This window comes from Pseudoduganella rivuli (assembly GCF_009674485.1).
GTDB classification, from domain to species: domain Bacteria; phylum Pseudomonadota; class Gammaproteobacteria; order Burkholderiales; family Burkholderiaceae_D; genus Rugamonas; species Rugamonas rivuli_B.
The window spans coordinates 144,965-161,365 of the sequence record NZ_WKJJ01000016.1 but is presented as its reverse complement, the minus strand read 5'-3'; the positions used below and the strand labels follow the sequence as shown (position 1 = coordinate 161,365).

General features: G+C 61.4%; 15 protein-coding genes. 8 read left to right on the top strand and 7 right to left on the bottom strand.

The features are described from left to right. Positions 1 to 69 precede the first annotated feature (69 nt). Positions 70 to 1,746 (bottom strand): electron transfer flavoprotein-ubiquinone oxidoreductase, encoded by a 1,677-nt coding sequence (locus GJ700_RS24055; RefSeq protein WP_195763993.1) that lies wholly within the window; start codon positions 1,744 to 1,746, stop codon positions 70 to 72. 209 nt (positions 1,747 to 1,955) lie between these two features. On the opposite strand from GJ700_RS24055, the gene GJ700_RS24050 reads away from it, so the two are divergent. Further along, the gene (locus GJ700_RS24050) at positions 1,956 to 2,732 is read left to right on the top strand and encodes an SDR family oxidoreductase (protein ID WP_371868102.1); all 777 of its coding nucleotides are present in this window, start codon (positions 1,956 to 1,958) and stop codon (positions 2,730 to 2,732) included. A 3-nt stretch (positions 2,733 to 2,735) separates the two neighbouring features. Here GJ700_RS24050 and GJ700_RS24045 read toward each other — a convergent pair whose 3' ends face one another. Next, entirely contained in the window at positions 2,736 to 3,299 is a 564-nt protein-coding gene (locus GJ700_RS24045; protein ID WP_154378691.1) for a LuxR C-terminal-related transcriptional regulator, read from the bottom strand. Positions 3,300 to 3,401: 102 nt separating this feature from the next. Here GJ700_RS24045 and GJ700_RS24040 point away from each other — a divergent pair, with 102 nt between their 5' ends. From GJ700_RS24040 to GJ700_RS24025, 4 genes are all read left to right on the top strand, one after another. Further along, positions 3,402 to 4,100 carry a CoA transferase subunit A gene (locus GJ700_RS24040; protein ID WP_154378689.1) on the top strand — a complete coding sequence of 233 codons (699 nt, stop codon included), beginning with the start codon at positions 3,402 to 3,404 and terminating at the stop codon, positions 4,098 to 4,100. A gap of 14 nt (positions 4,101 to 4,114) precedes the next feature. Then, positions 4,115 to 4,765, top strand: a complete 651-nt coding sequence (locus GJ700_RS24035) for a CoA transferase subunit B (protein ID WP_154378687.1) — start codon at positions 4,115 to 4,117, stop codon at positions 4,763 to 4,765. A 192-nt stretch (positions 4,766 to 4,957) separates the two neighbouring features. Then, positions 4,958 to 6,697 (top strand): rhamnogalacturonan lyase B N-terminal domain-containing protein, encoded by a 1,740-nt coding sequence (locus tag GJ700_RS24030; protein ID WP_154378685.1) that lies wholly within the window; start codon positions 4,958 to 4,960, stop codon positions 6,695 to 6,697. An 11-nt stretch (positions 6,698 to 6,708) separates the two neighbouring features. Beyond that, positions 6,709 to 7,353 carry a VPLPA-CTERM sorting domain-containing protein gene (locus GJ700_RS24025; protein ID WP_154378683.1) on the top strand — a complete coding sequence of 215 codons (645 nt, stop codon included), beginning with the start codon at positions 6,709 to 6,711 and terminating at the stop codon, positions 7,351 to 7,353. A 65-nt stretch (positions 7,354 to 7,418) separates the two neighbouring features. On the opposite strand, the gene GJ700_RS24020 is transcribed toward GJ700_RS24025, so the two are convergent. Next, the gene (locus GJ700_RS24020) at positions 7,419 to 8,723 is read right to left on the bottom strand and encodes a dicarboxylate/amino acid:cation symporter (protein ID WP_154378681.1); all 1,305 of its coding nucleotides are present in this window, start codon (positions 8,721 to 8,723) and stop codon (positions 7,419 to 7,421) included. 119 nt (positions 8,724 to 8,842) lie between these two features. Beyond that, positions 8,843 to 9,637, bottom strand: a complete 795-nt coding sequence (locus GJ700_RS24015; RefSeq protein WP_154378679.1) for a 3-hydroxybutyrate dehydrogenase — start codon at positions 9,635 to 9,637, stop codon at positions 8,843 to 8,845. A 111-nt stretch (positions 9,638 to 9,748) separates the two neighbouring features. Between GJ700_RS24015 and GJ700_RS24010 the strand changes: the two genes are divergently transcribed. The 3 genes from GJ700_RS24010 (at position 9,749) to GJ700_RS24000 (ending at position 13,342) form a co-directional block, all read left to right on the top strand. Then, positions 9,749 to 10,630, top strand: coding sequence for an alpha/beta fold hydrolase (locus GJ700_RS24010; RefSeq protein ID WP_154378677.1), 882 nt, complete (start codon positions 9,749 to 9,751; stop codon positions 10,628 to 10,630). A 13-nt stretch (positions 10,631 to 10,643) separates the two neighbouring features. Next, positions 10,644 to 10,997 carry a RidA family protein gene (locus tag GJ700_RS24005; protein WP_154378675.1) on the top strand — a complete coding sequence of 118 codons (354 nt, stop codon included), beginning with the start codon at positions 10,644 to 10,646 and terminating at the stop codon, positions 10,995 to 10,997. A gap of 95 nt (positions 10,998 to 11,092) precedes the next feature. Continuing rightward, positions 11,093 to 13,342, top strand: a complete 2,250-nt coding sequence (locus tag GJ700_RS24000) for a RelA/SpoT family protein (protein ID WP_154378673.1) — start codon at positions 11,093 to 11,095, stop codon at positions 13,340 to 13,342. A gap of 35 nt (positions 13,343 to 13,377) precedes the next feature. On the opposite strand, the gene GJ700_RS23995 is transcribed toward GJ700_RS24000, so the two are convergent. From GJ700_RS23995 to GJ700_RS23985, 3 genes are all read right to left on the bottom strand, one after another. Then, positions 13,378 to 13,842: a hypothetical protein gene (locus GJ700_RS23995; protein ID WP_154378671.1), complete on the bottom strand. Its 465-nt coding sequence runs from the start codon at positions 13,840 to 13,842 to the stop codon at positions 13,378 to 13,380. Continuing rightward, the gene (locus GJ700_RS23990; RefSeq protein WP_154378669.1) at positions 13,809 to 14,672 is read right to left on the bottom strand and encodes a hypothetical protein; all 864 of its coding nucleotides are present in this window, start codon (positions 14,670 to 14,672) and stop codon (positions 13,809 to 13,811) included. The genes GJ700_RS23995 and GJ700_RS23990 overlap by 34 nt, the downstream gene beginning before the upstream one ends. Positions 14,673 to 14,748: 76 nt before the next feature. After that, a complete protein-coding gene (locus GJ700_RS23985) occupies positions 14,749 to 16,401 on the bottom strand; it encodes a methyl-accepting chemotaxis protein (RefSeq protein ID WP_154378667.1) in 1,653 nt (550 codons plus the stop codon).

The following is a 16,401-nucleotide window of genomic DNA, read 5'->3' as shown; positions in this document are numbered from 1 at the left end:
CAAAACAAAACAGCGCAGTCCGGAGGCTGCGCTGTGTTGCTATTTGTTTACACGAAGTTACTTCGGCAGTTACATATTTGGATAGTTCGGACCGCCGCCGCCTTCCGGCGTCACCCAGACGATGTTCTGGGTTGGGTCCTTGATATCGCAGGTTTTGCAGTGTACGCAGTTTTGCGCATTGATCTGCAGGCGGTCCTTGCCTTCATCGGTCTTGATGAATTCATACACGCCGGCCGGGCAGTAGCGCGATTCCGGGCCGGCAAACTTGGCCAGGTTGACATCGACCGGGATGTTGGCGTTCTTCAAGGTCAGGTGGATCGGCTGGTCTTCCGCGTGGTTGGTATTGGAAATAAATACCGACGACAGGCGGTCGAACGTGATCTTGCCATCCGGTTTAGGGTAAACAATCGGCTGGTAGTTCGACGCCGGCTTCAGGCATTCATGGTCGGCGTGCGAGTGGTGCAAGGTCCATGGCGCCTTGCCGCGGAAGATCAACTGGTCGATACCCGTCATGATGGCGCCCAGGTACAGGCCACGGCTCAGCCATTGCTTGACGTTACGGGCCACGTACAGTTCTTCGTGCAGCCACGATTGCTCGAATTTCACCGGGAACGAGACCAGTTCGTCATTGGCACGGTTATCAAGCAGCGCTTCGAACGCCGCTTCGGCGGCCAGCATGCCCGATTTGATGGCGGCATGGCTGCCCTTGATACGGCTCATGTTCAGGAAGCCCGCGTCGCAACCGATCAGCGCGCCGCCCGGGAAGCTCAGTTTCGGCAGCGATTGCAGGCCGCCGGCCGTGATCGCGCGGGCGCCATACGAAATGCGCTTGCCGCCTTCCAGGAAGGTGCGGATCGTCGGGTGGGTTTTATAACGCTGGAATTCCTCGTACGGCGACAGGTACGGGTTTTCATAGTTCAGGCCGACGATGTAGCCGATCACGACCTGGTTGTTTTCCAGGTGGTACAGGAACGACCCGCCGTACGTCTTGCTGTCCAGCGGCCAGCCGGCCGTGTGGATCACGAGGCCTGGCTGGTGCTTGGCCGGATCGATTTCCCACAATTCCTTGATACCGATGCCGTAGGCCTGCGGGTCCTTGCCTTCATCCAGTTTATATTTGGCGATGACTTGTTTGCCCAGGTGGCCGCGCGCGCCTTCGGCGAACAGCGTGTATTTGCCGTGCAATTCCATGCCCAACTGGAAGTCGGGACCGGCTTCGCCGTCACGCTTGACGCCCATGTTGCCGGTGGCAACGCCTTTGACGGAACCGTCATCGTTGTACAGTACTTCGGCCGCCGCGAAACCGGGGAAGATTTCCACGCCCAGCGCTTCGGCTTGCTGGCCCAGCCAGCGCACCACGTTGCCCAGCGAAACAATGTAATTGCCATGGTTCTGGAAGCATTCCGGCAACAGCATGTCCGGCGACTTGTAGGACTTGGTTTCCGTCAGCAGCATGAAGCGGTCTTCCGTGACCGGCGTGTTGAGCGGCGCGCCTTTTTCTTTCCAGTCAGGGATCAGCTCGGTGAGGGCTTTCGGATCCATGATGGCGCCGGACAGCGTGTGGGCGCCCAGTTCGCCGCCTTTTTCCAGCACGACGACGGAAATTTCCTGGCCTTTGGCTGCGGCCAGCTGTTTGATCTTGATGGCCGCGGACAAGCCCGCGGGGCCGCCGCCGACGATCACGACGTCATATTCCATCGCATCGCGCGGGCCGTACTGTTCTACGAGGTTGTTTGGCTGTGTCATAGTTTTTATAGTATCTGTGTTTCGAAAGCTTTTGAAAATAATAGCACGAACGTGCTGAAATGTTTGGTCACTTGGGCGCCATTTTGCGGGACAATCCTAGACGCTGCAATCTAATACTGTTTTTTGTGTAATGATTACGGGCAGACCAGAGCGCGCTGAGCGACCCTTTGCGCAACTGGCGAAGCCAATAACAAGACAGGAGTGGCGCCGTGGGCATCGAAGTGAATTTTGAAGGAAAGATCGCGCTGATTACCGGCGCTTCCAGCGGCCTCGGCGCGCGTTTTGCCAAAGTGCTGGCGCAGGCGGGAGCCCAAGTGGTACTGGCTTCGCGCCGGATCGACCGGCTCAAGGAGTTGCGCGCGGAAATCGAAGCGGACGGCGGCGCGGCCCACGTGGTGGCGCTCGACGTCACCGACTATGCCAGCATCAAATCCGCCATTGCCCACGCGGAAACCGAGGCGGGCCAGATCGATATCCTCGTGAATAATTCCGGTGTGTCTACAACGCAACGATTAGTCGACGTGACGCCGGAAGATTATTCCTTTGTCATGGATACCAATTTACGGGGGGCGTTCTTCGTCGCGCAGGAAACCGCCAAGCGCATGATCGCCCGCGCCAAGGGCGATCCGAAAAAGCAGCACCGCATCATCAATATCGCATCGGTGGCGGGCTTGCGGGTATTGCCGCAAATCGGCGTGTATTGCATGAGCAAGGCCGGCGTGGTGCAAATGACCAAGGCCATGGCGGTGGAATGGGGTAAATACGGCATCAACGTCAACGCGATTTGCCCGGGTTACATTTCCACGGAAATCAATGAAGATTATTTTGCCAGCGAGCAGGGCCGCAAACTCATTGAAATGCTGCCCCGTAAGCGTCCCGGCAAGCCGGAAGACCTCGATGGCTTACTGTTATTGCTGGCGGGCGATGAAGCGCATTTCATCAATGGCGCCGTGATTTCCGCCGACGATGGCATGACGGCGATGTAAACGTTACAGGTGCACGCCGACCAGTTTGTGCACCAGTTCCGACGATGTCGCCGCGCTGAACTTCTTCATCAGCCGCGCCCGGTGCATTTCCACCGTGCGCGGCGATAAATTCACATCGCGCGCAATCACCTTGCTGGTTTTTCCTTCCACCAGCAGCGCGGCGATTTCCCGTTCCCGCGCCGTCAATTCCGCCGTCACCGGGCGCTTTTCACTGACATCTTCAAACGTCCAGATGCCGCGGCCCAGCGGTTCATGGGGATTGAGCGCGTGGCCCGTGACGTGGCACCAGAACAGTTCGCCGCTGCCGCGCAGCATGATGCGCTCGTCCGAATAGCGGCCCTTGGCGTTCATGATGGGGATGATGCGGTCGCCCGTGCGCTTGAATTCATCCTGCGTGGGGTACAGCATGGAAAACGATTTGCCGGCCAGTTCGACGCGGTGATAGCCGAACATCGCGGCCAGCGCGATATTGGCCGCGAGAATGACGCGGTTTTCCGACACGCACATGCCCACCGGCGCTTCCATGAAGATGGTTTCGAAATCGATGCCGGGCAGGGGGCTGTTCATAGGGAGCGGTAATTCTACGGTATTGTACTTTCAGAGGCCGTATTCTATTCTGGTATCCGTTTCAGAAACAGTGCAAATCTATCAAAAGATAAGGGACACCAAATGAATAAAGTTTATCCCGATGCCGCCGCCGCACTGGCCGGCATCGTCCAGGACGGCCAGACGATCGCGGTCGGTGGTTTTGGCCTGTGCGGTATCCCCGAAGCCCTGATCGCCGCGCTGCGCGACAGCGGCGCCAAAGGCTTGACGGCGATTTCCAACAATGCCGGCGTCGATGGTTTCGGCCTGGGCCAGTTGCTGGAAACCCGCCAGATCAAGAAAATGATTTCGTCGTACGTCGGTGAAAACAAGGAATTCGCGCGCCAATACCTGGCCGGGGAACTGGAACTGGAATTCACGCCGCAAGGCACGCTGGCGGAAAAACTGCGCGCCGGCGGCGCCGGTATCCCGGCCTTCTTCACCAAGACCGGCGTCGGCACCATCGTTGCCGATGGCAAGGAAATCCGTGAATTCGATGGCGAGCAATACGTGATGGAACGCGCACTGGTGGCCGACGTGTCGCTGGTGAAGGCGTGGAAGGCCGACAAGGCCGGCAACCTGCTGTACCGCAAGACCGCGCGCAACTTCAATCCCAACGTGGCCGCCGCGGGCAAGATCACTGTCGTGGAAGTCGAAGAGCTGGTGGAAGTGGGCGAGATCGATCCGGATGAAGTGCATACGCCGGGGATTTTCGTGCATCGCATCGTGGTCAACGCGACGCCGGAAAAACGTATCGAACAGCGCACCGTACGCGCCAACTGAGTGAGGAGACGAACATGGCATGGACTCGTGATCAAATGGCTGCGCGCGCAGCCAAGGAATTGCAGGACGGTTTTTATGTGAACCTGGGCATCGGCTTGCCGACCCTGGTGGCCAACTATGTGCCGGCGGACATCGAAGTGTTCCTGCAATCGGAAAACGGTTTATTGGGCATCGGCCCGTTCCCCACCGATGACCAGGTCGATGCGGACCTGATCAACGCGGGCAAGCAGACCGTCACCGCCCTGCCGGGCGCAGCCTACTTCAGCTCGGCCGATTCGTTCGGCATGATCCGTGGCGGCAAGATCAACCTGGCCATCCTGGGCGCGATGCAGGTGTCGGAAAAGGGCGACCTGGCCAACTGGATGATCCCGGGCAAGATGGTCAAAGGCATGGGCGGCGCCATGGACCTGGTGGCTGGCGTGAAAAAAGTCGTGGTGCTGATGGAACACGTGGCCACGGCCAAGGATGGCTCCACGTCGCACAAGCTGCTCAAGCAGTGCGACTTGCCGCTGACCGGTGTCGGCGTGGTGGACCTGGTCATCACGGACCTGGGTGTGATGGAAGTGACGCCATCGGGCTTGAAAGTCACGGAACTGGCGCCCGGCGTCACCCGTGAACAGATTGCCGCCGCGACCGGCGTCGAGCTGGACTTCTCCGCGCTGTAATCCCTCCGCCGTACCCGACGGCGTGGCGTTCCTGCCACGCCGTTCCTTCCTGCTTCCCCCGAAATCGTTTCCACTCAATCAACCGTGTGATTCTTTCCATCACACGCGGCGTGCACCGTTGACCATGCATTGCTGACAATTGAATACTCTCCTGGCGGCGCCGCCAATCACATCAAATAACCAGGAGACAATATGCAATTGACCCGATTCCCCGTGGCAGGGATGGCTGCGCTCGCCCTGACGACCGGCGCCCTCATGACAGCCTGTGGCGGCGCGCCCGATGCCGGCCTGGCCGCCGGCACGAAAAGCGTCCGCATGGGCGCCGTGGCCGACACGTTCGGCCTGACGGAAGACGCCAACTTTTACACGATCGATACCGGCGCCGGACTGGTGCTGAAAATCCGCCGCCTCGACAATGGCGTCAGCACGCAATCGGCCGGCGACATCGCATCGATGGTGTACAACGGCGTGCAATACCAGGACCAGTCGCGCGGCAGCCAGGTCAATTCCGGCTTCGATTATTTGTACACGGGTGTGTCCGCCGTCAACGTGGCGGCCACCACGGTGGGGGCCGACGTCGTCAAGGTGACGGTCACGGCCGGTAACCTGACGCACTATTACATCGTCAAGCGGGGCGTCAACAATGTCTACATGGGCACGTATTTCACGACGGAGCCCAACACGCTGGGACTGGCCCGCTTCATCCTGCGCATTCCCATCAGTGCGTTGCCGAACGGTCCCGTGCCGTCCGACCTGCGCGGCACCACGTCGACGGTGGAGTCGGGGGACGTGTTCGGCTTGCCGAACGGCGAAACCCGTTCCAAGCATTACTCGAACATGCGCCTCAAGGATTGGCAATACATCGGCGCCACCAACAATGCCGGCGGCGTCGGCATGTGGGTGGTGCGCGACAACAATGAAGGCAATTCCGGCGGTCCGTTTTACCGCAGCCTGCTGAACCAGGGTACGTCGACCAACCAGGAAATCACGTACATCGTCAATTATGGCGAAGCGCAGACGGAAGCCCTGCGCACCAGCATCCTCAATCAGTACACGCTGGTATTCAACAATGGCGGCGTGCCGGACGCGGGCGACACGTCCTTCCTCGGCAGCCTGGGCTTGACCGGTTACGTCGGCGCGGCGGGACGGGGCAGGGTGGCCGGCGTCGGCCTGTCCGGCATGGACCCGGCGTATGAATACACGGTGGGCTTTGCCAACGGCACGGCGCAATACTGGGCCAGGGCGGATGCGGGCACGGGGCATTTCGACAGCACGGGCATGCTGCCCGGTACGTACACGCTGAAGGTGTACAAGAATGAATATGTGGTGGCGACGCAAAACGTGACGGTGTCGGCGGGCGGCACCGTGGCGCTGAACACCATCGATGTGGCAGCGGGCGACCCCAGCAAGGCAGTCGCACAGTGGCGCATCGGCGACTGGGATGGCACGCCGACCGAATTCATCAATGGCGCCAAACTCACCACCATGCACCCGTCCGATGTGCGCATGGCATCGTGGGTGCCGCCGGATTACACGGTGGGCACGTCCGCCGCGGCTACCGGCTTCCCCGCGTACCAGTGGAAAGACGTCAACGGCACGCTGACGGTCCGTTTCAAGCTGAAGCAAAGCGAGATCGCCAATTATCAATTACGCCTGGGTATTACGGCGGCCTATGCGGGCGGGCGTCCGAAACCGCAAATCAATGGCTGGATCCCGGCCAACCCGGCCGCGTCGACACAACCGTCGACCCGCACCTTGACGGTGGGGACGTACCGGGGCAACAACACCCTCTACACCTTCAACGTCCCCGCCAGCGAACTGGTGGTCGGGGACAACGTGCTGACCCTGACCGCCATCAGCGGCTCGTCGGGCGTGAAATACCTGAGTCCCGGCTATGCGTGGGATGCCGTGGACTTCATCAAACAACCATAAAAGAGACAAGCATGAACAAGACGTTACGACATCTGGCGCTGGCCGCGTCGCTGCTGGCGGGCGGCCAGGCATCGGCCACGGTGGTCGCCACCTTTGGGCAGGGTTCCGCGGTATGGGATCCCGTCTACAGCGCCAATTTCGGCAGCAATATCACGCTGTCCAACAATTACGCGGAGGGCGGCCTGCTGTTCAGCTATACCGGTTCCGCCAACAACAATGGCTGCGGCTATGCGGGAATCGATTGCTATGACGACCCGAGCGAACTGAGCCCCGCTTTTGCCGGCAATTACATGGCGACGGCCGGCAACAATGCGTACATCAGCATCCGCCGCACCGACGGGTCGGATTTCTACAACGTGGAATTCGCGGCCGGCACCGGTTACCTGAATTTGAACGGGTACTGGAAGACGTACAACAATGGCGTACAGACCGGCAGCGGCAATTTCTCGAAGCCGGATGGCGCCATCCTGGGGCTGGCCGACGTGGGGGGATTCGACGAAGTGCGTTATTACGCGTTTGCCACGGCCAACCGGACTTCCGGATTTTCCGCCGCCGCGATTGACGATGTCCGCGTCGGCTTGCCGGAACCGGCTTCCGTCCTGTTGATGATGACGGGACTGATCGGCCTGGGTGGACTGCGCCGCCGCAGCCGCTAAATAAAAAAACGGCACGCCGAGGCGTGCCGTCAAGAACTGCAAGGATGGAAAATCAGGCTAGCTAATCAGGCTACCTTGGCGACCGGCGTCGCTTCCGAGACCTCGCCAATCGGGGACGGATTGGCCAGTTCACGTTGCATGGTTGCGACATCCAGTTCTTTTTCCCACTTCGACACCACCACCGCCGCCACACCGTTGCCGACGAAGTTGGTCAGGGCGCGGCATTCGCTCATGAAGCGGTCGATACCCAGGATCAGCGCCATGCCGGCCACTGGAATCGTCGGCACCACAGCCAGGGTTGCGGCCAGGGTGATGAAGCCGGCGCCGGTGATGCCGGAAGCGCCTTTGGAAGTCAGCATGGCCACGCCCAGGATGGTCAGTTCCTGCGCCAGCGTCAGTTCGGTGTTGGTTGCCTGTGCCACGAACAGGGCAGCCATCGTCATGTAGATGTTGGTGCCGTCCAGGTTGAACGAGTAGCCGGTTGGTACCACCAGGCCGACCACTGGCTTGGAGCAGCCCAGTTTTTCCAGTTTGCGCATCAGCGAAGGCAGCGCGCTTTCCGACGAGCTGGTGCCCAGCACGATCAGCAATTCTTCCTTGATGTACGAAATGAAGCGGGTGATCGAGAAGCCGGTCATCTTGGCAATGGCGCCCAGCACGACGAACACGAACAGGAAGCAAGTCAGGTAGAACGAACCCATCAGGGCAGCCAGCGGTTTCAGCGAAGCGATGCCGTATTTGCCGATGGTGAAGGCCATGGCGCCGAATGCACCGATCGGAGCGACTTTCATGACGATGTTGACCATGCCGAAGATCACGTGGGCAATGTCATCGATGAATTTCGTCACAGGTTTGCCGCGCTCACCCATCAGCGACAGGGCGAAGCCGAACAGGATCGCGATCAGCAGCACTTGCAGGATGTCGCCCTTGGCAAACGCATCGACGAAGGTGTTCGGGATGATGTTCATCACGAAGTCCTGCGTGGTCTGCGATTTGGCTTTTTCCGTGTATTGCGCGATGGCTTTGGTGTCCAGCGTGTGCGGGTCGGCGTTGAAGCCGTCACCCGGGCGCAGCACGTTGGCCACGATCAGGCCGATCACCAGGGCGAAAGTGGAGACCACTTCGAAGTACAGCAGCGCCTTGCCGCCGACGCGGCCGATTTTCTTGACGTCCTGCATACCGGCAATACCGGCCACCACGGTGCAGAAGATCACCGGTGCGATGATCATTTTGATCAGCTTGATGAAGCCATCGCCGAGCGGCTTCATGGCCACCGCATCGGTGGGCAGGTAAATGCCCATCAGCACGCCCGCCAGAATGGCGAACAGCACTTGTACGTAGAGAATTTTGTAAAACGGTTTCTTGTTCATGATCGCGTCCCCCTGGTTTGATTTGATGGGAGCGATCTTCCGCCAAAGCGGTCAAGTCATCTATTGTGGCTATCACGCATACGGATAATACGTATGCGTGATATCAGACATAGCCGTGGTTATTGCGCGACCCAGCCGCCATCCATGTTCCACGCCACACCGCGCACCTGCTTGGCCGCGTCGGAGCACAGGAACACGGCCAGCCCGCCCAGTTCTTCCGGCGTCACGAATTCGCCGGAGGGTTGCTTATCAGCCAACAAGGCTTTTTTCGCCTCGTCGTTGGTCAAGCCTTCCTTCAGTGCGCGCGTATCGACCTGCTTTTGCACCAGCGGCGTCAGCACGAAGCCCGGGCAGATCGCGTTGCAGGTGACGCCGGTTTGCGCGGTTTCCAGCGCGGTGACCTTGGTCAGCCCCACCAGGCCGTGCTTGGCCGCCACATAGGCGGACTTGCCGGCCGACCCGACCAGGCCGTGCGCGGAGGCCAGGTTGATGATGCGGCCCCAGTTTTTCTTGCGCATGTAGGGCAGCGCCAGGCGCGTCGTATGGAAGGCGGACGTCAGGTTAATGGCGATAATCGCATCCCACTTGTCGACAGGAAAATCTTCCACGTTGGCCACATGCTGGATGCCGGCATTGTTGACGAGGACATCGATGCCGCCGAAGCGGTCGGCGGCAAACGCGAACAGTGTTTCGATTTCCGACGCCTTGGACATGTCGGCATTGTGGTACGCCGTTTGTACGCCGAATTCTTTGGCCGTGGCGCTTTGCAGCTGGGCGATTTCATGGGTGTCGCCAAAACCGTTGAAGATGATGTTGGCGCCTTCGGCGGCCAGGGAGCGGGCCATGCCCAGTCCAATGCCGGATGTGGAGCCGGTAACGAGTGCGGTCTTGCCTTTGAGGAGGGATGCGGTCATGGATGTTCCTTGCGGTTGTCTATATTGTCTATAGGGAAAGGCCTGAGCTACACTGGTTTAGGATTTTACGTGTAACCCTGTAAAATGTCGCATTGAAAAAAAGGAATGGGCATGCTTGAAGCGAAAATAAAGTCTGTGCAATGCATCTCCCTGAGCGGCTTGCACCAGATGGCGTACAAGGAATGGGGGGAGGCGGATAATCCCGACGTGCTCATTTGCGTGCACGGCGTGACCCGCGTTTCAGACGATTTCGACAACCTGGCGCGCGCGCTGGCGGACAAGTACCGCGTGGTATGCCCCGACGTCGTGGGCCGCGGCCGCTCCGGCCGCCTGCGCAATCCCCAACTGTACCGCCTGCCGCAATACGTGGCCGACATGGTGACGTTGATTGCCGCAGTCACTGGACACACGGAACGCAAGGACGTGCACTGGTTCGGCACGTCGATGGGCGGCCTGATCGGCATGGGCCTGGCGTCGCTGCCGGACAGCCCCATCAGCCGCCTGGTGTTGAACGACATCGGCCCCACATTGGATGGCGCGGCGTTGCAGCGCATCGGCGATTACATCGGCCAGGACGTGCGCTTTCCGACCTTCGAGATGGCTGCCAAATTCGTGCGCGACATTTCACTGACCTTCGGTCCCCACACGGACGCCGAGTGGCACAAGCTGGCCGCCGACGTGCTGGTGCAGGACAGCGATGGCCAGTGGACGCGCCACTATGACCTGGGCCTGGCCCAACCCTTCCGCTCGACCACCATTGAAACCGCGGAAGCGGACCAGGCCGCGCTGTGGGCCGCGTACGACGCGATCCGCTGCCCGACCCTGCTGGTGCGCGGCGCCCAATCCGACCTGCTGTCGCGCGCGACGGCGGACAACATGACGCAGCGCGGGCCAAAAGCCACGCTGGTGGAGATACCGGACGTCGGTCACGCTCCAACCTTCGTGCATGACGACCAGATCGCGATTGCACGGGAATTTTTACTCAACTCATAAACGAAAGATAGCAATGGAAATCAAACGACTGCACGTAGGCAAGCGCCTGTCCGAAGCCTCGATCCACAATGGCACCGTATACCTGGCCGGCCAAGTTGCAGCAGGCAACCCTGACGCCGACATCACGGGCCAGACCCGCGAAGTGCTGGCCAGTATCGATAAGCTGCTGGCCGAAGCCGGCAGCGACAAGTCGCGCATCCTGATGACGCAGATCTACATCACCGACCTGGCGCTGTTCCCTGCGCTGAACGCCGTGTGGGAAGAGTGGGTCGTGCAAGGCGCCACGCCGCCGCGCGCCACCGTGCAAGCCAAACTGGCCGATCCAAAGTGGCTGGTGGAGATGGTGGTCGTGGCCGCCCAGGCTTAATCACCGCAAACGATGTGTCCCGGGTGGCGGGCAGGCAACGCCTGTCGGCCGCCTGCGCCTGTCAGGCCACAGCAACACAGTAATTCAGAGGTTTCATGGTTTCTATCGCAGCGCTGAACAGCGCAACTTCGGACCAGCTGGTGCAAGGCTTGTCCGCCGATGAAGGAGCGCGTGTGCTGGCGGCGCTTGACCAGGCCAGCGAATTGTATGGCGACAAAGTGTGCACCAGCGGCCAGCCGGCGGTGGAATTCGCCGTGGCCGTGGCCAATACGCTGGCGTTCCTCAATACCGACGCGGATTCCCGCATTGCCGGCATGATGTTCGAGCTGACCCTGCTCGATCCCACCATGGCGCCGCGCATCGAACCGCTGTTCGGCGAACATGTGGCCGAGCTGGTCAACAGCGTGCGGCAATTGATCCGCATGCGCGAACTGACGCAAAACCAGCCGGCCGGCGGGATCGGCCGGGGCAAGAACGCGTCGCAGCAGGCCGTCGCGCAAGTGGAAACCTTGCGCAAGATGTTGCTGGCGATGGCCACCGACATGCGCGTGGTGCTGGTGCGGCTGGCGTCGTGCCTGACGTCGCTGCGCTATTTTGCCGACATCAAGCGTTTCGACGACGTCACGCACGCGTACGGCCGCGAAACCCTCGATTATTACGCGCCGCTGGCGAACCGCCTCGGCATCTGGCAATTGAAGTGGGAGCTCGAAGACCTTTCGTTCCGCTTCATCGAGCCGGAAACGTATAAACGCATCGCCAAGATGCTGGAAGAAAAGCGCATGCTGCGCGAAAGCTTCGTGTCGGCATCGATCGAACGCTTGCAAAAGGAACTGGCCGCAGCCGGCATCGAAGCCGAAGTGTTTGGCCGGCCCAAGCACATCTACTCGATCTGGAGCAAGATGCGCGGCAAGGAACTGGATTTCACGGAATTGTACGACGTGCGCGCGTTCCGCGTGATCGTCCCCGACATCAAGACGTGCTATACCGTGCTGGGCGTGGTCCACAATATCTGGACGCCGATCCCGAAAGAATTCGACGATTACATTTCCCGTCCCAAGCAAAACGGCTACCGTTCGCTGCACACGGTGGTGACGGCCGACGATGGCCGGCCGCTGGAAGTGCAGATCCGCACGCAGGAAATGCACCAGTTTGCCGAGTATGGCGTGGCGGCGCACTGGCGCTACAAGGAAGCGGGCGGTTCCAACTTCCAGGGCCAGAAGTACGATGAAAAAATCGCGTGGCTGCGCCAGCTGCTGGCGTGGAAATCCGACGTGGCCGAACACGTGGTCGGGCAGGAGGAAGTGCAGCGCGAATGGGTGGAAAAGCTCAAGTCCGCGTCGCTGGACGACCGCATCTATGTGCTGACGCCGCAGGCGCGCGTGCTGGAATTGCCGGTCGGCGCGACGCCGATCGATTTCGCCTACCACTTGCACAGCGACGTCGGCCACCGCTGCCGTGGCGCCAAGGTCGACGGCGTCATGGTGCCGCTCAATACGCAGCTGAAAACCGGCCAGACCGTGGAAATCATCACGGCCAAGGGCGCGCCCGGCACTGCCGGTCCGTCGCGCGACTGGCTCAGCCCCGGCTATACGGCCAGCAACCGCACGCGCTCCAAGGTGCGTGCGTGGTTCCATGCGATCGACATGCAGGAAACCCTGGCGCATGGCCGCTCGCAGGTGGAAAAGAGTTTGCAGCGCGAGGGCAAGACCGCCGTCAACCTGGAAGCGCTGGCGGCCAAGCTGGGTTTTTCCAAAGTCGACGAATTGTTCCTGTCGGTGGGCAAGGAGGAGTTCAGCCTGCGCCACGTGGAACAGGCGCTGCACGATACGGGCGAACCGGCCGAACCCGCCGACGAAGTCTTTGTCGGCAAGAGCCGCGCCTCCAGCGTGGAGCAGGGCGCCAAGTCGGGTGTGCTGGTGGTCGGCACCGATGGCTTGATGACGCAACTGGCCAAGTGCTGCAAACCGGCGCCGCCGGATCCCATCATTGGTTTCGTCACGCGCGGCAAGGGCGTGTCGATCCACCGCGCCAGCTGCAAGAATTTCGCGGAAATGCGCGCCAAGGCGCCGGAGCGGGTCATCGTGACGGAGTGGGGACGGGGCGTGTCCGAAACCGTCTACCCGGTCGGCATCTTCGTGCTGGCGGGCGACCGCCAGGGCTTGTTGCGCGATATCTCCGAAGTATTTTCGCGTGAAAAGCTCAACGTCATCGGCGTCAATACGCAAAGCGCGAAAGGGCAGGCGCGCATGACGTTTACAGCGGAAATCGCGTCCACCGCGCACTTGCAACGAGCGCTGGCCGCGATAGCCGAAGTGCCGGGCGTGCAGGAAGCGCGCCGCGGCTGACGCGCGTTGCAGGCCCGGATGCGGGCCTGCCTTGCTTATTGCTTCGCTGACTTCTTCGGTTTGGCGGCGCAATAAGGCGGCACGTACTGCGCGCCCTTTGCCAGGCTGACATGATGGCACAGGGCTGCGCGGTGGGCCGCAATCGACGCGCGGGGTTTGGCTGTGGTATTGCCGTGCTGGCTGCTGTCCGTCACCGTCAGGCCGGCGGTTTTCATGGCTGTGGACTGGGGCGCCGCATCCTGTACCCAGGTCAGCAGGAACCCATGCCACTTCCCGTTGACCAGGCCCATGCCGGCAATCTGGCCGGATTCGCTGAGGCTGGTCTGGTTGATCTGAGTGTAGCCGGTGGCCAGGTCCGCGATGTCGTACATCGTGCCATTTTCATACAGGAATTCCGTGGCGTTGCCGTCCGCCGTCGACGTCAGGCCCAGGATCTGGCCGGCGCCGTTGATGTGGGTGGCATAGCTCAAATCGCCGCCCAGCGTGCCCAGGTCCACCATTTTTTCGCCATCGTGCAGAACGCGTGGAAGAGGTACGCCTGTCCGGTATCGGCGAGTCCCACCACGTGACCTTTGCCATTGATGGCCAGGGCGCCGCTGGTTGGTCCGCCCAGCGTGCCCAGGTCGGTCAATACGCCACCGCTGTAGCGGAAGGCGCGCAGGGGATACCAGGTATCCATGCCTGCCCACCCCGCCACCTGGCCCGCGTCGTTGATGGCGGTGGCGACGCTATGCGTATAACCTGGAACGGTGCCCAGGTCCGTGACAGTGCCGTCACTGTACAGGAAGGTATGGGAGCCATTGCCCACCGGGATGCCATGGCCCAAGATCTGGCCGCTTGCGTTCAGGCCGGTCACCTCGAGTTCGGGGCCGGAAATGGGCAGCGTGGTCAGCGTGCCGCGGTTGTAGGTGAAGGCATGCATGTCCGTGTTGTCCGGCAGCAGGCCTGCGCCGGCCACCAGTCCGGCGTTGTTGACCAGTGGGGCGTAGACATAGTCGCCGCCCAGGCTCAGTTCGGTCACGACGCCATCTCGGTACAAAAAGCCATAGCCCTTGCCGCTTGTTTTATAGGCGTAGCCGGTGATATGACCCAGGCCGTTAATGGCGGTCGGGCGGCTGTAGCCGGTGTCCGTCAGCGGCAGGTTTTGCACGCCGGCGGGCGTGGTGCGGAAGGCGGCCCACCGGTCGGCCATATCGCGGCCGCCGATCACGGTACCGTTGACGCCGGTAAGATTGGGAAAGACGCCCTCACCCAGGTCGGTCGTGACCCAGGCGGCTTGGGCGCTGGCGCTGGCGGCCAGCAATGCTGCGACGAACAGTGGTTTCTTCATTGATATCCTCTGGGAAATAATTAACCAGTGGAAATATATCAATGCGCACAAGAACTTGCAAATAAAGCATTCACTTTTAATAAGATAGTTTTGCCGCGCGGCTGGCCTGGCCTGATTGCGCGGCTGCTTCTGGCAGTATGGCTGGCGGCCCGTTGAAGATCGCCAATGTCGGCTGCCGCATCGCGTCCGGCAGCTTGAACACGCTGACCAGGTGCGCCAGCTGGTCGGCCTGCTCGTGCAGCGAGGCGACCGTCGTGGCGGCTTCTTCCGCCAGTGCGGCATTTTGCTGCGTGACCTGGTCCATCGCCGCGACCGACTGGTTGACTTGTTCGATGCCGCTGCTTTGTTCCTGGCTGGCGCGCGTGATGTCGCCCATGATGGCGGTGACTTCGCCGATGCGGGAGACGATGTTGGTCATGGTGGCCCCGGCCTGTTCGACCCGGCGGGTGCCGACGTCGACCTGTGCCACGGACGTGTCGATCAGCGCCTTGATTTCCCGGGCGGCGGCGGCGCTGCGTTGCGCCAGGCTGCGCACTTCGGACGCCACCACGGCGAAACCGCGCCCCTGTTCGCCCGCGCGCGCCGCTTCGACGGCGGCATTCAATGCCAGGATATTGGTCTGGAAGGCGATGCCGTCAATGACGCCAATGATTTCCACGATCTGGCGCGACGCGCCGTTCATCGAGGCCATGATGTCCACCACGTCCGTCATGACCGCGCCGCCCTGGCTCGCGGCATCGGCCGCTTCCTGCGCCAGTTGGTCGGCCTTGTGCGAGTGCAGGGCGTTGCGTTTGACGGCGGCCACCAGTTCATGCATCGAGTTCGCGGTTTCCTCCAGCGACGCGGCTTGCTGTTCCGTGCGCGTGGCCAGGTCGCTGCTGCCAACGGCCATCTGGCCCGAGGCGGAGGCGATCGTGTCGGCGCCGCTGCGCACTTGCTGCACGATGGATGACAGGCTGGCGCTCATGTCTTTTAGCGCCTGCATCAATTGTCCCGTTTCATCGGCGGAGTGGACGGCAATCGGCGTGCTCAAGTCGCCCGCCGCAACCGATTGGGCAATGCGCATCGCGCGCCGGATCGGGCGTGCAATCGAGCGCGCGATCCACCACGCGAACGCGGCGCCAGCCAGCAGCGCCGCCGCGCTGAGGACGTGCAGCAGGGTCTGGCCGGTCCGGTATTGCTGTTCCGCTTCCGTCGCCAGCGTTTCGATGTGGCTGCTTTGCCGCTGTTTCAAGCCATCGATGGCGGCCAGGTAGGCGTTCAGCGCCGGTTCCAGTTGCGCCGTTGTCAGCCGGAGCGCCGCCGCCGCGTCGCCACCATCCCTGGCGGCAAACACGGCGCTGCGCGCTTGCCGGTATGTGTTCCGGCGGCTGCCGATATCGGCATAGAGTGCGCGCTCGTCATCGCTGGCGATCATGTTTTCCAGTTGCTGCTGGATGACGCCGATGCGCTTGCTGGCCTGTTCGATGTGCTGTTCGACGCGCCGGCGTTCGTCCGCGTCCGCGCTGGAAATCACGCCGATGGTGCGGGCGCCATTCACGTGGGTCAGGCTGTGCCACTCGGACGCCAGCCGCTCCTTCGCCATGCCCTCGGCATGCATGCGGCTGATCAAGTCGCCCATGGTCTGCAAGCGCCAGTGGCCGATGGCGGCTATCGCCAGCAACAGCGCCAGCACCACGCCAAAACCCAGCGCCAGGCGGGTGCCGACCCGTAAATCGTGAAGTTTCAT